Source organism: Sphingobacterium sp. MAE (assembly GCF_056711605.1).
On the sequence record NZ_CM160044.1, the window covers coordinates 3,186,398 to 3,207,344 of the forward strand.

At 35.4% G+C, this 20,947-nt stretch carries 20 protein-coding genes; 13 read left to right on the top strand and 7 right to left on the bottom strand.

The window, feature by feature from the left end; translation table 11 throughout:
• Window positions 1-76: 76 nt before the first annotated feature.
• Together AC06G9_RS13695 and AC06G9_RS13700 are read left to right on the top strand one after the other, a co-directional pair.
• Entirely contained in the window at window positions 77-544 is a 468-nt protein-coding gene (locus AC06G9_RS13695) for a VOC family protein (protein ID WP_045756053.1), read from the top strand.
• Window positions 545-627: 83 nt separating this feature from the next.
• Window positions 628-1,068, top strand: coding sequence for an N-acetyltransferase (locus tag AC06G9_RS13700; RefSeq protein ID WP_480956499.1), 441 nt, complete (start codon window positions 628-630; stop codon window positions 1,066-1,068).
• 263 nt (window positions 1,069-1,331) lie between these two features.
• On the opposite strand, the gene AC06G9_RS13705 is transcribed toward AC06G9_RS13700, so the two are convergent.
• Complete coding sequence (locus tag AC06G9_RS13705) at window positions 1,332-1,697, bottom strand: hypothetical protein (protein WP_480956500.1); 366 nt, start codon at window positions 1,695-1,697, stop codon at window positions 1,332-1,334.
• A 12-nt stretch (window positions 1,698-1,709) separates the two neighbouring features.
• A complete protein-coding gene (locus AC06G9_RS13710) occupies window positions 1,710-1,940 on the bottom strand; it encodes a DUF1501 domain-containing protein (RefSeq protein WP_045756054.1) in 231 nt (76 codons plus the stop codon).
• A 60-nt stretch (window positions 1,941-2,000) separates the two neighbouring features.
• Here AC06G9_RS13710 and AC06G9_RS13715 point away from each other — a divergent pair, with 60 nt between their 5' ends.
• Together AC06G9_RS13715 and AC06G9_RS13720 are read left to right on the top strand one after the other, a co-directional pair.
• Entirely contained in the window at window positions 2,001-2,276 is a 276-nt protein-coding gene (locus tag AC06G9_RS13715; RefSeq protein ID WP_480956501.1) for a helix-turn-helix domain-containing protein, read from the top strand.
• A gap of 162 nt (window positions 2,277-2,438) precedes the next feature.
• Complete coding sequence (locus AC06G9_RS13720; RefSeq protein ID WP_480956502.1) at window positions 2,439-4,259, top strand: alpha-L-fucosidase; 1,821 nt, start codon at window positions 2,439-2,441, stop codon at window positions 4,257-4,259.
• 121 nt (window positions 4,260-4,380) lie between these two features.
• Here AC06G9_RS13720 and AC06G9_RS13725 read toward each other — a convergent pair whose 3' ends face one another.
• From AC06G9_RS13725 to AC06G9_RS13735, 3 genes are all read right to left on the bottom strand, one after another.
• Window positions 4,381-5,301, bottom strand: a complete 921-nt coding sequence (locus tag AC06G9_RS13725; RefSeq protein WP_293925097.1) for a dihydrodipicolinate synthase family protein — start codon at window positions 5,299-5,301, stop codon at window positions 4,381-4,383.
• A gap of 112 nt (window positions 5,302-5,413) precedes the next feature.
• A complete protein-coding gene (nanU, locus tag AC06G9_RS13730; protein WP_346576023.1) occupies window positions 5,414-6,949 on the bottom strand; it encodes a SusD family outer membrane lipoprotein NanU in 1,536 nt (511 codons plus the stop codon).
• 22 nt (window positions 6,950-6,971) lie between these two features.
• Window positions 6,972-10,271 (bottom strand): SusC/RagA family TonB-linked outer membrane protein, encoded by a 3,300-nt coding sequence (locus AC06G9_RS13735; protein ID WP_480956503.1) that lies wholly within the window; start codon window positions 10,269-10,271, stop codon window positions 6,972-6,974.
• Between the two features lie 138 nt (window positions 10,272-10,409).
• On the opposite strand from AC06G9_RS13735, the gene AC06G9_RS13740 reads away from it, so the two are divergent.
• Window positions 10,410-11,141 (top strand): FadR/GntR family transcriptional regulator, encoded by a 732-nt coding sequence (locus AC06G9_RS13740; protein ID WP_045753997.1) that lies wholly within the window; start codon window positions 10,410-10,412, stop codon window positions 11,139-11,141.
• A gap of 225 nt (window positions 11,142-11,366) precedes the next feature.
• Here AC06G9_RS13740 and AC06G9_RS13745 read toward each other — a convergent pair whose 3' ends face one another.
• Complete coding sequence (locus tag AC06G9_RS13745; protein WP_045753998.1) at window positions 11,367-11,696, bottom strand: DUF3276 family protein; 330 nt, start codon at window positions 11,694-11,696, stop codon at window positions 11,367-11,369.
• Window positions 11,697-11,980: 284 nt separating this feature from the next.
• On the opposite strand from AC06G9_RS13745, the gene AC06G9_RS13750 reads away from it, so the two are divergent.
• The 5 genes from AC06G9_RS13750 (at window position 11,981) to AC06G9_RS13770 (ending at window position 17,282) form a co-directional block, all read left to right on the top strand.
• Window positions 11,981-12,880, top strand: coding sequence for a LiaF transmembrane domain-containing protein (locus AC06G9_RS13750; RefSeq protein ID WP_248753362.1), 900 nt, complete (start codon window positions 11,981-11,983; stop codon window positions 12,878-12,880).
• 2 nt (window positions 12,881-12,882) lie between these two features.
• Window positions 12,883-13,926 (top strand): sensor histidine kinase, encoded by a 1,044-nt coding sequence (locus tag AC06G9_RS13755; RefSeq protein WP_480956504.1) that lies wholly within the window; start codon window positions 12,883-12,885, stop codon window positions 13,924-13,926.
• On the top strand, window positions 13,919-14,659 hold the full coding sequence (locus AC06G9_RS13760; RefSeq protein WP_045754001.1) for a LytR/AlgR family response regulator transcription factor: 741 nt from the start codon (window positions 13,919-13,921) through the stop codon (window positions 14,657-14,659). Before AC06G9_RS13755 ends, AC06G9_RS13760 begins: the two co-directional genes overlap by 8 nt.
• A gap of 36 nt (window positions 14,660-14,695) precedes the next feature.
• Window positions 14,696-16,126 (top strand): serine hydrolase, encoded by a 1,431-nt coding sequence (locus AC06G9_RS13765; RefSeq protein ID WP_480956505.1) that lies wholly within the window; start codon window positions 14,696-14,698, stop codon window positions 16,124-16,126.
• A 154-nt stretch (window positions 16,127-16,280) separates the two neighbouring features.
• Window positions 16,281-17,282, top strand: coding sequence for a 2-hydroxyacid dehydrogenase (locus tag AC06G9_RS13770; RefSeq protein ID WP_480956506.1), 1,002 nt, complete (start codon window positions 16,281-16,283; stop codon window positions 17,280-17,282).
• 111 nt (window positions 17,283-17,393) lie between these two features.
• Here the strand turns inward: AC06G9_RS13770 and AC06G9_RS13775 are convergent, their stop codons facing one another.
• Window positions 17,394-18,245, bottom strand: coding sequence for a mechanosensitive ion channel family protein (locus AC06G9_RS13775; protein WP_480956507.1), 852 nt, complete (start codon window positions 18,243-18,245; stop codon window positions 17,394-17,396).
• Between the two features lie 137 nt (window positions 18,246-18,382).
• On the opposite strand from AC06G9_RS13775, the gene AC06G9_RS13780 reads away from it, so the two are divergent.
• From AC06G9_RS13780 to AC06G9_RS13790, 3 genes are read left to right on the top strand one after another with little or no spacing between them, the layout of a single operon-like run.
• Window positions 18,383-19,252 carry an AraC family transcriptional regulator gene (locus AC06G9_RS13780; RefSeq protein ID WP_052627587.1) on the top strand — a complete coding sequence of 290 codons (870 nt, stop codon included), beginning with the start codon at window positions 18,383-18,385 and terminating at the stop codon, window positions 19,250-19,252.
• A gap of 2 nt (window positions 19,253-19,254) precedes the next feature.
• Window positions 19,255-19,689 (top strand): DUF983 domain-containing protein, encoded by a 435-nt coding sequence (locus AC06G9_RS13785; RefSeq protein WP_045754004.1) that lies wholly within the window; start codon window positions 19,255-19,257, stop codon window positions 19,687-19,689.
• Window positions 19,690-19,714: 25 nt separating this feature from the next.
• Window positions 19,715-20,887 (top strand): cysteine desulfurase family protein, encoded by a 1,173-nt coding sequence (locus AC06G9_RS13790; RefSeq protein WP_480956508.1) that lies wholly within the window; start codon window positions 19,715-19,717, stop codon window positions 20,885-20,887.
• Window positions 20,888-20,947 lie beyond the last annotated feature (60 nt).

The window sequence follows — 20,947 nt, forward strand, 5'->3', positions numbered from 1 at the left end:
TCTGTTTTACAGCATATATGCTATCTACAAATGATCATATTCTTATTAGCTTTGATTAAATCAAAATCAAGAAAATATGATTAAAGGATTATTTGAAACCCATATTGAAGTAAGCAATATGGAAGAAGCAATTGCATTTTATTCCAATATCCTAAATTTGGAATTGGCTCACATCGACCATCCCCGTCGCATCGCATTTCTCTGGTTGACACCTGCTAAAAAAGCGATGCTAGGACTATGGGAAAAACCTTCACCTATACAAAAAAGACATTTTGCATTTCAATGTGATTTGGAGTTTATACGTGACAGTGCAGTATCATGGCTAGAAAAAAATGATTTAAAGCCTTACAACTTTTTAAACAACGGCAGTGCAGAGCCTATGGTTTTTGCATGGATGCCTGCTATCGCGATTTATTTTGACGATCCTGATGGCAACAGCTTGGAGTTTATCAGTATGTTAGAGGGGCAAGGACTTCCTGAATTAGGGGTAATAAACTATGTCGACTGGTTAAAAATAACAGAAACAATTCAAAAGCCAACATAACTGTGCTATTTTTGAATGAGAGAGTTTAATGGGAATACCCTACACTTATACTGAAACATAAACACGCAATAAAATACGCGATTATGAATAATACAATGATTAGAAAAGCAGGCGACGCTGACCTAGATCAGCTTGTCGAAATCTGGTATGAGGCATCACAGCAAGCTCATAACTTTATTAAAAAAGAATATTGGGAAACAAATAAAACAGCAATGCGAACACACTATTTACCCGCATCAGAAATATACTTATTAGCCCATGAAGCCGAAATTTCAGGTTTTATTGCACTAGTAGAGAATGAGGTTGCGGCTATTTTTGTTTCACCAACACATCAAGGTAAAGGGATAGGAACATTACTGTTAAATCATGTCAAAAAAATGCGAGATGATCTTCAACTTAAAGTTTACAAAAATAACAGACCAAGTGTAGCATTTTATCAAAAAAAGGGATTTGCGAAGGTTTCAGAATTGATAGATGCTGAAACAGGAGAAACTGAGCTGATGATGAAATGGCATAAAGAGTAATATTTTTAGAAAAAAATGATTTATATAAAAAATTCAATACTTGAATCTATTCGCGCATAATGACACTTTACGTGAACATTACACCAATGTGATATATTTAATGTTAAACGCAAATGTGGAATCTCTTCTAAATACTTTTTTGTAATATGTGCAGCAAAGCTAAATCGGCCACGGTGTGTTTCATGTCTAACACGGATACCCGTTTTTTTAGAAATGGCTTCTGCTGCATCAATTAGAGCTTTATTTTGTTCAAACGTATAATACTATTTTCCAGTATGACAATTAATATAATCCGGTTGTTGCTGCGCGGCATCCTCAACATTTTTTATAAAAGAAGCCAGATACTGCTCAAAATTAGAACCTCCTCCTCCACTTAATAAGTCCAAGGAGAGCTTATGTGTTTTTAAAGCAGTAAACATGGCTGTACGTTCTTCTCCTAATGCTGGAAGCCAGGTCTCTAAACCATCGTATCCAGCCTGACTTACTCGAGCACAGTAGCTGTCCCATGACTCTGAAATACCCCAATTGGTACAGTAAAACTTTATTTTTAAATTATTATTCACTTGAGCTTGATTTGGTAGAACCCATAAAATAAAAAGCATCATGCTGTTGCTGTATATATATTTCATTCCAATTATTTATTAAACAACTGCACTAATCAGGTTACCTTCAACATCCGTTAAACGGAATGGTCGGGCCTGAAATTCATAAGTAAATTTTTCATGATCGAAACCGAGCAAATGAAGCATTTTCGCATGTACATCATGAACGGATGATCTTCCGCTTACACCTATAAACCCGATTTCATCGGTCTCTCCATAGGTTACCCCTTTCTTGACTCCGCCCTCCTGCCATCCAGATTGTATAGGCATCCGTATGATGATCACGTCCTAAGAAAGGCATATCGCTATTGTCTCTCCGTTTTATGAGACATGACTACCAATGCTTTCTGCAGGTTTTTCAAAAAACACACCCAAAAATCGTTTTCTAAATTTGTAAATGAAACACGCGTAGGACATGCCTGCAAATTGCTGGAAGATAAGAGTCTGAATATTTCAGAGGTATGTTATGCTAGCGGTTATCAAAATTTAACAAAATTCAATAAGTTTGTTAAAGAAATTATGAATAAAAATCAGAGAACCTATCGAAAAGAAATGGAAATTGGTACATTTAGCACACCAATTAAATTTATTTCTTGCAATGATTAGCATCATTCACAAAAAAAATATGTTCTAAATAATTATGGTAACATTCATATTCCAAAGTTTACCAATAAAAAATAATTCATTTTCTTTGGAACTGATAAAGAATAAAAGTTAAAGGGTATTCTATAGTAAATATATAATATCAATATAAACCATAAAAACTCAATGAAAATAATTAAGAAAATTGCTCTTTTAGGATTATTATCGACAGCTGTATTATCGACCAATGCGCAATCTGTTCCATACGAAGGAGTATCTGGATGGGAGGAAACAAAAGATAGTCGTATGGAATGGTTTAGAGAGGCTCGATTTGGCCTATTTATCCATTGGGGGCTCTACAGTGCTGCTGGAGGTAGTTGGGATGGAAAACAATATCCACAACACTATGCCGAATGGATACAAGCTTGGGCCAAAGTGCCAAGTAAAACTTATGCTGAAGTATTAAAACCAAAATTCACAGCTTCAAAATTTGATGCTAATGCGTGGGCATCTTTAGCTAAGGAAGCAGGTATGAAGTATGTTATTATAACCTCACGTCACCACGAAGGATTCTCCATTTTTAATAGTCAACAACCTTATTCATTAAAAAATGACATCACAGGAGGTACTAATATTTCACCTAAAGGACGTGATCTTTATGGAGAAGTCGTTAAAGCTTTTCGCGCTAAAGGATTAAAAGCAGGTGCTTACTATTCATTATTGGATTGGCAACATCCGGACTCTTACGAAGGTCTTTCCTATTTAAACCCCAACCCTACTGGCTATAAGCCCAATCATGAAGTCTATAAAGATTATTTATATGGGCAGGTCAAAGAGCTTGCTAATAATTATGGTGGTTTAGATGTCTTATGGCTAGACTTTAGTAGTAAAAACAGAGAAGGCGAAAGCTGGGGAACAAAGCGTATCTTGACAGATTTAATCAAGTGGCAACCACAAATTATCGTTAACAATAGATTCTGGGATGGCCTAGAAAATAAAAATGGAGATATAGGCACTCCCGAAAAATATATACCACCAACCGGTCTTCCGGGTATGGACTGGGAAGTGAGCCACACGATGAATGAAAGTTATGGATATAGTGCACACGATCAAAACTGGAAATCTTTCGACAAAACAATGCGTTTATTTATTGAAACTGTTAGTAAAGGTGGAAACTTTTTACTTAACGTAGGACCAGATGGCGAAGGTGTAATACCTGAAAAAGCAGTGGAATTGCTTCAAGATATTGGACAATGGATGAAAGTTAATAGTGAAGCAATCTACGGTACTACAGCAAGCCCATTTCAAGGTCTTGACTGGGGATACTGTACTCAGAAGGGTAAAAAGCTTTATTTCCATATTTTTGATATTCCACAAAATGGAGCCATAGAGGTGCCTTTGTCAAGTGCGATCAGTAAAGCATATGTAATAGGAAATTCTAAAAAGTCTTTAAAAATTACAAAGACATCTGCTGGCAAAACAATTCAATTACCAACTAATTTTAAAGGTCAAATGCCATTGGTGATCGTAGCCGAAATTAATGGTTTGCCAGAAGTTATAAGACAGCAGATACGCACTCAAAAAGACGGTCGAATAGTATTGACGGCAAATAATGCCAAATTAATTGGCGCTGGAGGAATTAAACTTATCGGTGCTACAACACATAATCCCAATCGTCCTAATGCAATAGGTGATTGGTCAAATAAAGGTGACCAAGTGATATGGGATATAAAAATACAACGTCCCGGCACTTATAAAGTAATCGTCAATTATCTCCCTAATGAACAAAAGTCAGGTACAATTTCACTTTCATTTGGAAACAACAAATTGTCATACCAACTTAATGATGCTAAAGGCAATCAGTTTGTAGATATGGAAATTGGAACATTCGAAATCTCTCAGCAATCGCTGGGTGATACTGCTTTAAAGGTTGAACTTAAGGCACTTGAAATCAAAGGAAACATGCTTCCAGAGATCAGTTCAATCAGCCTGATTCCTGCTAAATAAATAATATCAATATACCGTAAAGTCGATTCCTTTTTATCATAAATAAAAGGGAATCGACTTTTTCACACGAACTGCCCATTATGCAGGCTGTAACTGATACCGTTCTGATAGAAGTTAACGACTACTTTGAACAAAATGTGTGAAAATTCAATTGAGCAACATCTTTTTCAAAGGTTTGATATTGTTCAATAGACATATTTTTGACAGGAAGCCTAAATACACCACAATCGATTCCAATTTGTTTCATGTAAGATTTTCCTACAGATATACCACCATATTTCCCCAATAAAGTAATCATATCTATAGATTTTTGTTGTAGCAAGTTAGCTCGTTCAAAGTCACCTTCATTAAATGCTTCTATCAATTCATAATATAATGGTGCTGCGTAGTTATAAGTACTCCCAACTGCACCCTTTGCTCCTAAAACAAGGGATGACAGCATATTTTCATCTCTTCCCCACAACATATCATATTTACGTCCAGCAAAATTCATACACGATAAAAAATCCATAAAATCTTCATGGGTATATTTAATACCTGCAAAATTTGGGATACTACCATCTACTGCTTTTAGTAAGTCAAGCATTGCAAAATTTCCGCCAGTCAATACAGGTATATGATAATAATAAAAAGCAGTATGGGGTGCCGCTGCTGCAACTTCAGCGCAACATTTGGCCAATTGTTCTACATTCGCAGGTTTAAAATAATATGGAGATGTAAATGAAACAGCATCAGCACCCTCCTGTTGAGCAATTTTAGCCAATTCAACACACTCCCGAATATTAGTACCTCCTAATAATACCATCAATATGAAATCTGGATCCTTTACCGTGAGTTTAGCCCAGGCTTTTAACACCTCAACCTTTTCTTGAAAGGTTAAAGATACCCCTTCTCCCGTTGAGCCACAGATAAATCCCCCTTTCACATTATTATTTTTTAAAGATTGATAATAATTGGGTATTTGTGCTAAGTTTAATGTTCCATTTTCATTAAATGGCGTAAAAGGAGCTGCAATTAAGCCCTCGATTTTTTGAGTGATCATAAATATATACTTATGTTTTCAGTTAAATATGATCCCACCCCATTTCAATTACTACATGGGGCAGGATATGTTTTTTTATTAAAATAATAGCCTATCAGGGATGGGCAGACTATTAAAATTCAGGATAACCAACAGTCTGTTTAAGAGCTCTGTTATTTGTCAGTGAAGCTCGATCAATCGGCCAAAGCAATTTGTAAGCTTCTTGTGCCGATAAACCTGTACGTGAAAACACGTATTGATTGCCAAACCTGCGTAAGTCGTACCAATACTTGCCCTCCCCTAAAAATTCGAATTTACGTTCTTGTAAAATCGCTTCATTTGGATCTTTATCAACGGATTGATTTGGATAACCAAACACACTTTCCGTATAATGAATACCAAATGCACGGTTACGTACTAGATTTATTTCTTCTTTTGGGCTTTCTCCTAGAATGACTTTTGCTTCAGCCAACAATAATAAAAGATCTGCATAACGATATACTGGATAGTCATTCGTGTAAGCTCGGGCCCCTGCATTCTGCTCTCCTTGGTACTTCTTTAGAAAACAACCTGCAATTTTATAATTTCCTGCATTATCTTTACTATATGCAGCCTGAATAGAGCTATTTTTACGCGTGTCTAAATCATGATAATTACGATAAGTACTGATACGAGTTGGAATCCGTAATAAACCTCCATAATTATCCTGCGTCACGCTAAATTGACGTTTAGCCAAGGAATCAGAGAAATTAACAAGAATATTTGCATTAGGAACAAAATCAGTAATAAATCCAAGGGTGGCTTCATTCAGTTTATGCCTAAGCACAAATATCATCTCATTATTTCCTTTACTTTTCACATCATTAACACTATTGAAGTCTGTTTGCAAAGCCAAAGGTAAATTAGATTTTACATCTATAAGAGCGTTTTTCGCAATAGTAGCATCTGATTTGGCACCCTCACGATGTGCTGACCACAAATAAACCTCTGCTTTGAGCATCAAAGAAGCACTTTTAGACCAAAATGAACGTTCTTGCTTAATACTATAATCTGTTCCAAAAGCTGAAACTGATTGATCCAAATCTGATTTAATCAGCGCCATTACCTCTGCTGCAGGAGAGGCTGCTTTTGCAAGATTGGAAACTTCAATCTTATCGATAGCCTCTATCTGAATAACAACATCTCCCCAAGTCCGATATAATTGGAAATAGTAAAATGCACGCATGCCATGAGCAATACCCAGATAATAGTTTTTTGTTCCTTCAGTCAATACATTGGTACTGTTCAATTTGTTAATCATCAGATTAAGCTGGTTGATCTGATCATATAATCCTCCAAAGTTGCTTACTCCAGAATTATCCATATCCAAATTGTGTTGCCACATTCGTTCCAGACCTTGTGATGCTTCTCCAGTGAAAGATGCTGTAGTCCCTGGATCATTACCGAAAAGCCCGGCACGCATTTCACCTAAAAATAAAAAATTCCGCTCATGTGTTCTAAATCTAGAATGTAAACCGACGACAAATGCATCAAATTGATCTGCAGTCTTCCAGTAAATTTCATCACTATAGTTACTCACTGGCGTAAGTTCCAGATCATTTGTACATGAATTTAATCCCAAACAGGTTAAGCTTCCTACAAAAAGATAGGTTAATATTATTTTTTTCATGATAGTTTTTCAATTAATTCAATTAAAAAGAAAGTTGAACGCCCAAAACATACGATCTCGGAGTCGGATATGTACCACCATATACACCAGTTGCTACATTGTTTCCATCGACTGGTGGCTCAGGTGTCGGACCAGAAAATTTAGTAATATAAAAGAGGTTATTTCCACTTACATAAACTCGAGCGCGTGAAAGAATATGTGTTTTTGAGTATAACCATTTCGGAAGATCATAGGAAAGGGTAATTTCACGAAGTGCTAGATAATCTCCTTTCTCATAAAATCTAGAATTATTACTGTTCAAACTTGGGTTGCCATTATTACCCCGTGTATAATTCTGTTTTGATCCCACAACTTGATCTGCAAAATAAACTTTTGGAATATCTGTTTCCGTATTCGTTGGAGACCATGCTTGTTTTTGTAATTCTAAATAATTAAAGGTTCCTTGATAATTACCCAATGTACGCGCTACAAGATCATTATAAATGGTATGTCCTAATGCAAATTCCCAATTGGAAAACATATTGAATCCTTTGTAACTCATATTGGTAGTGAAACCACCAGTCCACTTAGGATTGATATTGCCGATATATACTTGATCACGAGAATCGATTATATTATTACCATCAACATCAAGCCAATTGACATCACCGGGCGTTATCCTTCCATTTTTACCTGCAGGTAGATTTGGTCCAGTAATTCCAGCGATTTGATCCGTTCTATTGCCCGCTATCTGACTTACTTCTGCATCATCTTTAAAGATGGAAACTTGTTTATAAGCATAGATATCACCTAATGTTTGACCTTCTTGGTAACCACCTACCCATTTAACCTGACCTGAAGCTGGATCATAAACCTGTAAACCGCCCTGTCTATTATTTTCAACACCATTGTATGGAAGTTCTAATATTTTATTTTTGACAAAAGCAGCATTTGCACCAATATTTAAATTAAATCCATCAGGATTTTTTAAAATCTGTGATTGTATTGCGACTTCGAAACCTTTGTTTTGTAAAGTTCCTAAGTTCGTTGTAATGTTTGGAAACCCGACGTAACTAGGCAACAGCAAATTGGTTAGCAAATTACTTGTACGACGATCATAATAATCTAGCAATACCGTAATACGATTATTCAGTATACCTAAATCTAAACCCGCACCTGTTGTTTTACTTGTTTCCCAAGCTAGATTCTTATTTACTGGTGAAGTATTTAAATAACCGGCAAGACCATTATAACTAGTCTGCACATTATATACTCCTTGTACTTGGTAGCGACCTAGACCTGCGATATTTCCATTCTCACCATAACTTATCCGTGGTTTGAAGGTGGTTATATATTTTGAAAGAACGGATTTCTTAAAAAACTCTTCTTGATGCATATTCCATCCTGCGGATGCCCCAGGAAAAAATCCAGTACGATTTCCTTGTGCTAATATAGAAGTCCCATCTAATCGATATACAGCATTGATCAATATTCTGCCATCATAATCATATGCAAGTCGTCCCATTGAAGATATGATTCGGTACTCAGATGCATTACTGGTATTACTTCCAGCTGCGAAAACCGTAGATGCATTGACCGTAGGGATATCATCAGTAGGTGCATTTTTTCCATACACTTGCATATAATCGGTCTTCACTTTAAAATATTCTGCTCCCACCATTGCAGACATATTATGCTTTTCTGCAATACTTTTCGAATAATTTAAGATACCATTAAACTGTGTTTGAAAGTCTCTATTCAAATTGCGAATAGCATCTCTTGAGCTACTAGCTATCGTTTGTGGATTTGAAAATATATTGGAATAAGTTTGCGTAGACATCTGGAAAGACTCATTCAACTCTTCTTTCATATAAGCATTGCCTGTTGCTTTAAAATAAAGGTCCGGAAATATATCCCATTTTAAAGAAGCATTCGCGACTATACGGTTCGTTTCATTTTTACGTTTCAAACGTCCTAACCAGTATAACGGATTACCATCACTAGCTGAAACTCCAGGATTTGGTAGCGTTTTAGCTTCATCAATCCATGGGTTAAAGGTAGGCCAAATCGCTAATGTCCTATAGATTGCATTCGTTTCAGAAGAAGGTGTTCCATATTGTGAAGCAGTGGAAAGTGTCACATTGGTAGATACTTCCACATTAGGTTTCAATTTGTAAGAACCATTGATATCACCCGTGTATCTTTTGTAACTCGAGCCAACGATCACGCCATCTTCATTATAGGCATCGAATGCTGCGAAATATTTCCCTTTATCATTTCCTCCCGAAACATTTACATAATGATCTTTTGTATAGGTATTCCTAAATAAGGCATCTTCCACTTCACCACCATGATCTTTATAAATGATCTGACCTCCATAGGGATCATCCACAAGCTTCCAACCCTGATTTAATAAGGGCTTCAATTCATCTGTGAATTTTTTAATATCAAATGCCAAATTGTAAGCAGGATCTGGTGAAATACCCAATCCCCTTGAGCTATTGACAGATTGCAATGAGCGCCCAGCATTTAAATAGCCTTGTCGCGTATACTGGATATAATCACCCGCATTCATATATTCATAACCTGCTCGGCGCTGATTAAAGCCTCCGACAAATTTGTAGGATATATTAGAAGTGCCTGCCTTCCCTGTTTTAGTCGTCACCAAGAGCACTCCATTGTTTGCTCTAGCGCCGTAAATAGCTGTCGCAGAAGCATCTTTCAATAAATCAATCGACTCAATGTTTTCAGAACTGATATCATTCAGATCCCGAATGACACCATCAACAATAACTAGCGGTGCTCCCGGATTATTGATAGAGGCCCCACCTCTTAACTTTAACATAGGAGCTGCACCTGGTTGACCAGATTTATTAACAACCTGTAATCCTGGAATACTTCCTTGAAGTGCAGTTGCAACATTAGATCTAGGCGAATTTTGAAGTACTTCTTTATCCAATTTAGAAATAGAACCTGTTACACTTCTTCTGCTCTGTGTACCATAACCCACCACAACAACTTCATCAATTTGTTGATTTGATGATTCTAATTTGATATCCAATGTTTCCCCTTGACCAACTTTTACTTCCTGAGATTTATACCCTGTAGAAGTGATGATTAAGACTGTATTTGAATGAGTCGGTAAAATAAATGATCCATCAGCTCTAGTTTGTAAGGATTGTTTACTCCCTTTTACACTGACTGTGACATTACTGAGCACCTCTCCCGTAACGGCGTCCCTAACCTTACCTTGGATGTTTCGATCTTGTGCATGCACTAAAGCTAGATTTCCTGCTAGCATAGACCAAATTAATAAATGTTTTAATTTGCGGTTTGAATACATATTGGTTATTATTAAGTATTACATAAAGCAAATCTAAATAAATTAATTTGTAAAAAGCAACAAATATTTAACATTATGTATAACATAGTTGTTATTAATTATGTGTATATTTGTTTTTAAGCGTATACAAGCACTTTTATGAGCACAAATTCAACATTAATCAACTTTGTAAATACCATTGACACCTCTTCTTTAGTAGATAAAGTAGAGAAAGAAATCATCAATCTATTTATAAGTCAAGGGCTAAAAATAGGAGATGCACTTCCAAAAGAATTAGAATTAGCTGAAACTTTAGGCGTGAGTCGCACAGTAATACGTGAAGCTATGTTACGATTAAGACTAGTCGGGTTGGTAGAATCCAAAAAACATAGAGGAGCCGTATTAACAAGTCCCGATTTAATCAGTCCAATGAAAAAATCGCTTTATCCAACCATTATGGATGATAAAACATTACGTGATCTATTCGAAATGCGCTTAATTTTAGAGCTTGGAATGGCTGATTTATTGTATCAACGCATTACTCCCGAAGATATTCAAGAATTGGAAGCTATTGTTTCAAAAGAATCTATTGATTTAGACAATAGTATATTTGACATTGAAATCGAAGTTGCTTTTCATGGAAAGCTTTATGAAATTAGTGGCAATATTATGTTAAAGGATTTTCAGAATTTACTTTTACCTGTATTTAAATTCGTTCACTCAAGTGGAATGTTGATTGAAAAATCCAATTCAAAAAACTTTATATCCCATCGTGGGCTTGTCGATATTTTAAAAGTCGGTACTCCTGAAGTATTTCGAAATGCGATGCGTCAACATTTAGACAATCACTTTCAGCGCATACAACAATATGATAACACCATGATTGATTAAAAAAATCATTTGGTCAAAAAAAATACAAGCAATAGCTAGCAAAGGAATAATGTGTGGAAAACGGCTATAATTTGTTACACCAATTCGTATTGTTGGCAGTAGTTCACCGCTTCCTTTTGGATTGATTCAAGAAGCTGAAGATATTATCTACACTTTATTCTAATTTTAAAAAATAAAAAGGGCAATAATTTATTACAGCCCTTCTTTATTTAATTTGTAAAAATTTTAGAAAGAAAAATCATCTTTAGATGATTCACTAGCATATGCTGGGTCCTCAAAATTAGGCTCATAACGTTTTTCAACAACTTCTTGATTCGACTTAATGTATTCAACAACATCTGTCAAACCTTCTGCAAATTTTTCAAAGTCTTCTTTGTACAAGAATATTTTGTGTTTAATAAACTGTCCGTCTTCAAAACGTTTTTTACTTTCAGTGATGGTAATGTAGTAATCGTTAGACCGTGTAGCCTTTACATCAAAAAAATAAGTACGTTTACCTGCTCTCACTTTTTTTGAAAAAACCTCTTCTCGCTCTTTGTTTTCAAAATCTCCCATTGGTTATTATTTAAGTTTAAGTAATCTTAATCTTTGATAAATATATAATAATTAGCATGAAACTTCCAAATATTATTGGAAAAAAAATAAATATTTAGCCTGTCCTGCACTATTTTAGCATATTTGACATTTATATTTGACTATTTTGTACAATCAATCGGTTGATAAGAATATCTTTTCACCGAGGATTTTATTACATTTACCGAATAATATTGATCGATTACCTATTTCAATTACTCAAGGTTATAAAACACCTATATCTTTGAAGTATAAATTTAAAAGTCATGGAAAAAGAGCCATTCGTACCAAAAAGTAACAACAGCAAAAATATCATAGGTGGTATCATCATACTCATTGGAATCCTATTATTGCTAAAAAATTTAAACATAGATTTCTTCTTCCCATCATGGATATTTGGTTGGTATATGATCCCGATCATTATAGGTCTAGTAATCGGTGTTAATTCAAATTTTCAAAAAAAATCCTCTGTTATACTAATAGCCGTTGGTCTAGCATTTCTTGCCAAAAGAATTATGCATACTGATTTTGGAGGTATTATTTTTCCCGTACTGATTATAGGATTAGGAGCTTACTTTATTATGGGCAGAAAAAAAGGATTGCCCCCACTTCCACCTACTCCACTAACTCCTAATAGCCCACCTAGACCTCCTGCGGATTTTGATTGGGACAAGCGCGTTGTCGATCCTAATACAGAAAGTGTTCAGGCTGAAGGTGAAGATAGACTAACAGATGAAAATTCTACTATAAACGATAACAGTAAACAAGGTCTGCTCAACGAGCAGACCTTCGCTGCTCCAAATTACTCACAAACGGATAATAGCTTCGAGGATGTACTCAATGTCAACTCCATATTTGCAAGTCTTAAAAAGCTCATTCTATCTAAAAACTTTAGAGGAGGAAATATCGCTTGTATGTTTGGTAGCGTATCCATTGACCTGACACAAGCAGATATTACCGATGTCGCAGTTATTGATGCCTTTCAAATGTTTGGCAGTGCTAAAATTATTGTTCCAGCAAATTGGACAGTATACTCCAATGTATCTTCGGTTTTCGGAGATGTCGATGATCGACGTTTCAATGTGGGTCTCACCAGAGATCCTGCAAAAAAATTATATATTACAGGCACCTGTCTTTTTGGAAATTTGACCATTAGAAATGCCTAGCCATGAAGGATAAACTGTTATTGCAGAATAAAAATCGACTCATATTAATCATTTGTTTAAGCATATTGCTAGGCTACTTTGTCATGCAATATGCTTTGATGTATAGATCTGGTTTTCCGAGTGAAATAACCATTAAAGACTCTATTATCAATAGCCTTACGATGATGCTGTGTTGTTATGCCATTTCAACAACACTAAACTATTACATCCCAAAACCCAATCAAATCTGGAAAGTAGTGATTATTGGATTTATCATGAGTGGTATCAGCATCCTAGGTAGTCGCCTGGTCGTTCAGTATTATTTACCAAAAGAGCATTTAAAAATATATGATCTGATCATACCTTACCGATACATTGTCAATTTTCTTATTCTAACTTCTGTTGCCATCTTTATTATCGTCTGGAATATACAAGAAGAGTATATTTCAAATATCAAAAGAAAACAAGACTCTGAAAATCAGTTGCGCGAAGCAGAATTATACAACCTTAGGCAACAATTACAACCTCATTTTCTTTTCAATAGCCTAAACTCTATAATTGCACTAATTGGTAGCAAACCAGAAGAGGCTCGCAATATGACTTTCCAGTTATCAGATTTTTTGCGCGGCACACTTCGTAAAGAAAACAATCAATTAATTGTCTTACAAGAAGAGCTAAATCATTTAGAATTATACTTAGATATTGAAAAAGTAAGATTTGGTCACCGACTTTATATCCATATGGATCATGATCAAGATGTCTTATCGACTAAGATACCGGCGATGATCTTACAACCGCTGGTAGAAAATGCAATTAAACATGGACTATACAACGTTACCGAAAATGTAACCATTAACATTAAATGTTTCTTAGAGAACAAAATGTTGCATGTCTCCATAGAAAATCCTTTTGACCCAAGTGAAGCTATCCAATCCAAAGGAACAGGATTTGGACTTACAAGTATTGAAAGACGTTTATTTCTACTTTTCGGTCGAAATGATCTTCTGACAACTCATAGTGAAAACAATATATTTACCAGTAGTATCAAAATACCGCAATATGATTAAAGTTATCCTCATTGATGATGAACCCTTGGCGCGTTCTATCTTAGTAGAATACCTCAAACAGGACCCATCAGTTTCTATTGTTGCTGAATGTGGAGATGGATTTGAAGGAGTAAAAGCAATACAGCAACATCAACCTGATCTCTTATTTCTAGATGTTCAGATGCCAAAGTTGACCGGTTTTGAAATGTTGGAATTAGTAGAAAATCCACCTGCAGTCATCTTTACAACAGCATTTGACGACTATGCATTAAAAGCATTCGAAAAAAATGCCATTGATTATTTGATGAAACCAATTTCACCTAATCGATTTAGACAGGCATTTGAAAAGTTTAAATTAAATTTTGCCAAACCAGCTGCAGAGCCTGCACCAAATTATGAAGCTGTTATACATCAAGAGGAATCCAAATTAGATCGTATTGTAGTGAAAACTGGAACGCAGATTAAAATTATACCAGTTCCACAAATCAAATATTTAGAAGCGTACGATGACTACGTCAAAATTCATACGGCAGACGGTATGTTTCTGAAAAATAAAACAATGGCTTTTTTTGAAAAACATCTAGATGAACAAACATTTGTCAGAATTCATCGCTCTTATATCATCAAAGTTGATCAATTAGCACGCATAGAACCTTGGGAGAAAGATAGTTTTGTTGCTATCCTGATTACCGGTGAAAAATTAAATATCAGTAAGTCAGGATATGCCCGATTAAAACAAATGATTGGCATATAGATAAAGTTTATGTAAATTTGCAGCAGTATATTCATTATGAAAAATTTTATTGCTGCACTTTTACTCAGTAGTTCATTGTCTGCTGTTGCTCAACATTCTAATCAAGAACAAATAAATCATACATTCTATAATAAAATAGAATTTTTTATCAATTCACAACAGACAGACTCCATTTATAAATTGGCTAATGAAGATTTTAAGCGAGCAGTATCTTATTCTACTATAAAAAACTTATTGGAAAATGAAATTTATCCATTAGGTAGGATCAAACATGCTGAAAAAATAAACTTCAGTAATGGAGTAAGTCAGTACCGTGTGGATTTCACCGATAAATCCTTTCAGGTTCCCTTCGGTATGGATAGCACATTTCATTACCACACTTTAGGTTTTCAACCCGTTACCAAACCAATTGCAGAGAAACAGGCACCCGTATTAACAAATACAGTTGTCGAAAATAAAGTTGATTTTTTCATTGATTATGCAGCCAATATTTATACAAAAAAAGGAAATACTCAATCTTTAGCAATTGGTATAATAAAAAATGGACAGTTAAACACCTATTTTTACGGTGAAACTGAAAAAGGAAATAAAGTACTACCAACAAGTGGTACTCTTTATGAAATAGGATCTCTTTCCAAAATTTTTACAGCGACCCTACTTGCTAATTTTGTTGAAAATGAAACGTTAAGTCTCGATCAATCGATCATTGATTTTTTGCCCGATTCTTTAAAAACAAATCCAAGCTTACAAAAAATCACCTTCAAAACTTTAGCTAATCACACATCAGGTTTACCTCGATTACCAAAAAACCTTGAAAAAACAAAAGGTTTTGATCCTACTAACCCTTACAAGGATTATGACAAAAAATATTTATACCAATATCTAGCGACTTTCAAAGCAGAAAATGAAGCCGGAGAAAAATATGAATATAGTAATCTTGGGTATGCATTATTAGGAGATATATTAACATCACTTAATAAAAAAAGTTACAATACATTAATCCAAGAAACTATTGCAAAACCTTTAGGCCTAACATCTACTACTGATATTCTAAATCCTAAAACACAATACCTTCCCAAAGTATATAATACAAATGGAGAAGAAACTAAAGCGTGGGATTTTCAAATATTTAGTGCTGCTGGCGGTTTAAAATCTACAGTAACAGATCTACTCAACTTTGCACAAGTGCAATTTAAAATGCCTCAAACCCAATTAGAAAATGCTATGGCACTTACTCGCCAATTCACTTATTTTCTTCCTCCTAGCACAGACATTGGCTTAGCTTGGCATATGGATTTATTAGATGATATTACGTACTGTTATCACACTGGCGGTACAGGAGGTAGCAGTTCATTCATAGCTATTGCACCAGATAAAAAAACAGCGGTTGTTTTACTCTCAAATGCAGCAGAATCTGTAGAAACAACTGGATTATCGATTTTCCATTTTCTACTTTCTCAAAAATAAGAAAAAGCAATTATCCAAATCATTAGGGGACATATGCTATCATATATCCCCTATTTTTTTTATTTTCTATATTCAAAAATTCTGGATGTTAGAGGAGTTATTGGCTTTTATATAAAACAAATTTTCCTAAGTTTGGTTATATTAATTTGATGTGATGAGTATGAAAGTTTTTATCAGTAGAACAATTCCCCAAAAAGCAATTGATAGTTTAAAACAGGCTGGTTTTGAGATTATCTATCGTACTGAACCTGGAAATATCGATCAATCCGATTTAATTGAGTCCTGCCAAAAGGTCGATTATCTTTTTGCGGCAGGACATAACCTCTTAGATGCGAAGTTTTTTAATGCCTGTGGTCATCTCAGAGGAATTGCCTTGATGAGTGCTGGATATGATAGCGTTGATCTTCGTCAAGCTACCAAAAACGGTATACCGGTGAGCAATACTCCCGACGTCTTATCCAATGCAACAGCTGACATCGCCTTCCTATTAATGCTAGCAGTATCAAGAAAAGCATTTTATATGAATCGCAAAATCACCAGTAACCAATGGAAAGATTTCGAATTGACCGAACACTTAGGAATTGAATTAAACGGAAAGACATTAGGTATATTTGGATTAGGACGTATCGGATTTGAACTTGCTCGCAAAGCCAAAGCCGCTTACAACATGAACATCATCTATCACAATAGGCATCCTAATCAACATGCGCATAAATTACTAGATGCTACATATGTTAATTATGATGAATTGCTGACGCAGAGTGATGTGCTATCGGTACATGCCAACCTTTCTGCTGAAACAAAGAATAAATTTAATAAAGATGCCTTTAAAAGAATGAAAAACACCGCCATTTTTATTAATACAGCACGAGGAGGCTTACACCAAGAGCAAGATTTATATACCGCATTGACAAATGGCGAATTATGGGGAGCAGGTTTAGATGTGACAAATCCAGAACCGATGATTGCCAACAATCCATTAATTAGCTTACCCAATGTGGCCGTACTGCCACATATTGGATCCGCCACAATAGAGGCAAGAGATAACATGGCATTAATGGCAGCCAATAATTTAATAGCACTAAAAAATCAAATCAAAATGCCACAAATACTAAATAACGAGATCTATGAAGATAATATACAAAATAATCAATAAAATCAACAAATTGATTTTGCCAAGATACGCGAAGAAAGATCCTTCAAAGTTAAAAAAGTACCAACAAGCTATTATAGCTTATCGATACTTCATTTTAATTAGATCCTTAGATTAAGATTTCATAATACGATCCTGTCCCCCATTTGGATCCGAAATAATACGCATCTCGGTCTGCGGATAAGGGATACTAATATTATTTTTATCCAAAGCAATTTTAATAGCTTCTTGATTTTCATTATTGGCAGACCAAAAATCTTCTTTCTTTGTCCATGCCCGTATGGTCAAATTAACAGAGCTATCCCCCAATCCTTTTACAAAAACCTCTGCCGCAGGCGTTTTTAGAATACGAGGATCAGCATGGAGTACATTCATAATGATTTCGCGAGCTTCTTTAATATTAGCATCGTACGAGATACCTACAGTATACTCAAAACGTCGATTAGTAATTTTTGTGAAATTTTGAATAACGGAGTTTGCTAAAGGACCGTTTGGACTAAATACACGAACACCATCTCCCGCAATTAAAGTTGTATATAAGATATCGATTCTTTCCACAGTACCCGAAGTACCATTATTACTGCTCATATAGTCCCCGACTTCAAACGGTCTAAATAAAAGAATCAATACCCCGCCAGCAAAATTACTTAAACTCCCCTGTAAGGCTAAACCTGCTGCTAGACCAAATGCAGATAATGCGGCAATAAACGACGTTGTTTGAATTCCCATCGTACTTGCTACAGTCAAGAATAATAATGCGTAAAACACAACACGCAATATACTCATCGCAAATCCACGTATTGATAAGTCTACATGACGCTTTTCAAATCGTCTACTGATGAGGTTCAGCAAAAACTTGACAAGGTAACTTCCGACGATTAATATAATAATCCCTGTAATAATGCTTGGCACCTTTAAAAGTACCACATCTAATAGCGTGTCCAGACTGGTTTCTAATCTATTCATGTGTAATCTGATTTTTGTTCCATATAAATATAATAATTGAATCACAATTTGGCAATAAATTTACCGATCGTTGAAAAACACCATTAAATCGATAATTAAATCAGTTTTTAATATGATATTTGAAGTAAATTTGTAGTGTGATAAAGAAAAGTACCATACCCGTATTAGATAACTGCTCCATCAATAATGATTCGAGCAGCCTATTATTTGTCGATCATCTGGCTGATTATATCGCAAAGCACCACAACATGGTATTCCCGCATAAGCACAATTTCTACCATTTTGTATTATTTACAAAGGGCTCAGGCAATCATTTAATCGATTTCGAAAAGCATGACATAGAAGCTTATCAAATCTACTTTATGGCACCTGGACAAGTACATACTTGGAACTTCAGTGGTGACGAACAAGGTTTTGTAGTGAATTTTGATCCAGAATATTTTCAATCTTTTTTACTGAGGACTGACTATTTAAACCGTTTCTCATTTCTAAGTGGACAGAGTGATCAAATTGTTTTTACTATACCAGAGACCAATCGACAAGAAGCTTTAAAGATGTTTGAAGCATTTTACCAAACGAGCAAAAATCCAATTGCTACAGATTTAATTCGGGTGAGTCTGCTCCAACTATTACTTTGGATCGAGTCATGGCATGGCACAAAAACAGAAAAAACAAGTAATCCCTATAATTATACCATTTTCCATAATTATCAGCGATTAGTTGAAAAAAACTTTAAAGAAATCAGATTACCCAAAGCATACGCAGAACAATTATTTATTACCCCCAATCACTTGAACGCGATCTGCAAGTCTTATATCGGGAGTTCTGCTGGAGAGATAATCAGGGAGCGCGTATTGCTTGAAGCAAAAAGGTTATTGGTCAATAAAAATCTCAATATTAATGAGATCGCAATCGAGTTGAATTTTAATGACAACTCTTATTTCACTAAATTTTTTAAAAAAGCTACTGGATTAACACCCGATGAATTCAGAAAAAACAACAGTTAGATATGAAAGAGAACGAAACTACCTACGAATTATCAGAGTTTAAAGCTGCCAGCAAAGCACTGTGCCCTCGCTGTCGAAAAGGTAAAATATTCACAGGGAATACTTACGGTTTTAAAACTCAAAAAATGAATACACATTGTGATTATTGTGGTTTACGTTATGAACGAGAACCTGGTTATTTTTATGTATCCATGTTTGTCAGCTACGCATTTACAGTAGCCGAAATGATCACAGCTTGTGTCGCTGCCTATGTGATTACCGGCAATGACAATTCTTTTTGGCTGTATTCAATTGTCGCTTTATTAACAGTTTTTATACTTAGTCCTTTCAATTACCGATATTCTAGGGTCGTATTGATGTATTGGTTGAGTCCAGGATTAAACTACAATCCCAACATTAAACAAAAGGAAATCAATCCTACATCAAGGACTTTATAAAAAAGATAATTTCTACCTTTATATCATGAAGGATTTGATTTATCTTGATAATAATGCGACTACAAGAATTATGGATGATGTATGGAATACCATGGTACCCTATTTCATCCATAATTATGCAAACGCATCCAGCGTGTATCACAGTATGGGACGCGAAGCCAATGCTGCTATAGAAAAGGCCCGTATGCAAGTTGCACAGGCACTCAATTGCCAAACAAAAGAAATTTTTTTCAATTCAGGCGCAACTGAATCTATCAATACGGTTATAAAGGGAATCTTTAAGAACTATCAATCAAAAGGAAAACATATCATCACCGTCAGGACAGAGCATAAAGCTGTTTTGACTACCATACAAGATCTAGAAAGACAAGGAGCTGTAGTCACTTATCTAGAGGTAGACCACTCAGGAAAAATTGATCTTACCTTGCTAGAAGATCATATTACCCCAGAGACCATATTAGTGTGCATCATGGCCGCAAACAATGAAACAGGCTATATCCACCCGATTAAAGAGATTGCGGCCATCTGCAACAGAAAAGACTGCCTTTATTTTTGTGATGCAACCCAATACATCGGCAAAATTCCACTCGATCTTGCCCAAACCCCTATCGATATATTATGTTTAAGCGCCCACAAGCTACATGGGCCCAAAGGCATTGGAGCACTGTTTATTCGCCGTAAAAGCAAGCCGATACAAGTAAGCCCACTAATCGTCGGAGGAGGACAAGAGCATGGTTTTCGAGCAGGAACATACAATGTTCCCAATATCGTTGGACTAGGAGCGGCAATCATAAATATACCACATGACGATACTATCATGCAACTAAGGAACAATCTAGAAAGTGCCTTAAGTACTCTACCTGAAGTATACATTCATGCAAAAGAAGTATCACGACTACCCAATACCACATCCATCTGTTTCAGGCATATATTAGCGAGCGAACTTATGACCCATTGTCCACAACTCGCCCTTTCTTCTGGATCCGCATGTGTGAGCGGCACAAGAGATCCGTCCCACGTATTACTCGCTATGGGCGTTTCAAAAGAAGACGCATTAGCAACAGTAAGATTTAGCTTAAGTAGATTGACGACAAAAGAAGAAATAGCGGCTACAATTAGCTTAATAACAGAAGCATTAATAAAAATTAGACAAAACTCACCTATTTGGCAACTCTTTCAGGCTGGTCTTATTACTTAATTATTACATTTACAAACAGATTTATATTGGAAATAAAAAAGAAGTTAGCGTAATTTGTAA

Coding starts and splice junctions, on each gene's coding strand:
- AC06G9_RS13745 (WP_045753998.1), bottom strand. CDS start 11,696: ATGGGAGATTTTGAAAACAAAGAGCGAGAAGAGGTTTTTTCAAAAAAA.
- AC06G9_RS13725 (WP_293925097.1), bottom strand. CDS start 5,301: ATGATCACTCAAAAAATCGAGGGCTTAATTGCAGCTCCTTTTACGCCA.
- AC06G9_RS13785 (WP_045754004.1), top strand. CDS start 19,255: ATGAAAGAGAACGAAACTACCTACGAATTATCAGAGTTTAAAGCTGCC.
- AC06G9_RS13770 (WP_480956506.1), top strand. CDS start 16,281: ATGAGTATGAAAGTTTTTATCAGTAGAACAATTCCCCAAAAAGCAATT.
- nanU (WP_346576023.1), bottom strand. CDS start 6,949: ATGAAAAAAATAATATTAACCTATCTTTTTGTAGGAAGCTTAACCTGT.
- AC06G9_RS13740 (WP_045753997.1), top strand. CDS start 10,410: ATGAGCACAAATTCAACATTAATCAACTTTGTAAATACCATTGACACC.
- AC06G9_RS13695 (WP_045756053.1), top strand. CDS start 77: ATGATTAAAGGATTATTTGAAACCCATATTGAAGTAAGCAATATGGAA.
- AC06G9_RS13700 (WP_480956499.1), top strand. CDS start 628: ATGAATAATACAATGATTAGAAAAGCAGGCGACGCTGACCTAGATCAG.
- AC06G9_RS13710 (WP_045756054.1), bottom strand. CDS start 1,940: ATGCCTATACAATCTGGATGGCAGGAGGGCGGAGTCAAGAAAGGGGTA.
- AC06G9_RS13790 (WP_480956508.1), top strand. CDS start 19,715: ATGAAGGATTTGATTTATCTTGATAATAATGCGACTACAAGAATTATG.
- AC06G9_RS13720 (WP_480956502.1), top strand. CDS start 2,439: ATGAAAATAATTAAGAAAATTGCTCTTTTAGGATTATTATCGACAGCT.
- AC06G9_RS13755 (WP_480956504.1), top strand. CDS start 12,883: ATGAAGGATAAACTGTTATTGCAGAATAAAAATCGACTCATATTAATC.
- AC06G9_RS13760 (WP_045754001.1), top strand. CDS start 13,919: ATGATTAAAGTTATCCTCATTGATGATGAACCCTTGGCGCGTTCTATC.
- AC06G9_RS13750 (WP_248753362.1), top strand. CDS start 11,981: ATGGAAAAAGAGCCATTCGTACCAAAAAGTAACAACAGCAAAAATATC.
- AC06G9_RS13775 (WP_480956507.1), bottom strand. CDS start 18,245: ATGAATAGATTAGAAACCAGTCTGGACACGCTATTAGATGTGGTACTT.
- AC06G9_RS13715 (WP_480956501.1), top strand. CDS start 2,001: ATGACTACCAATGCTTTCTGCAGGTTTTTCAAAAAACACACCCAAAAA.
- AC06G9_RS13765 (WP_480956505.1), top strand. CDS start 14,696: ATGAAAAATTTTATTGCTGCACTTTTACTCAGTAGTTCATTGTCTGCT.
- AC06G9_RS13735 (WP_480956503.1), bottom strand. CDS start 10,271: ATGTATTCAAACCGCAAATTAAAACATTTATTAATTTGGTCTATGCTA.
- AC06G9_RS13705 (WP_480956500.1), bottom strand. CDS start 1,697: ATGAAATATATATACAGCAACAGCATGATGCTTTTTATTTTATGGGTT.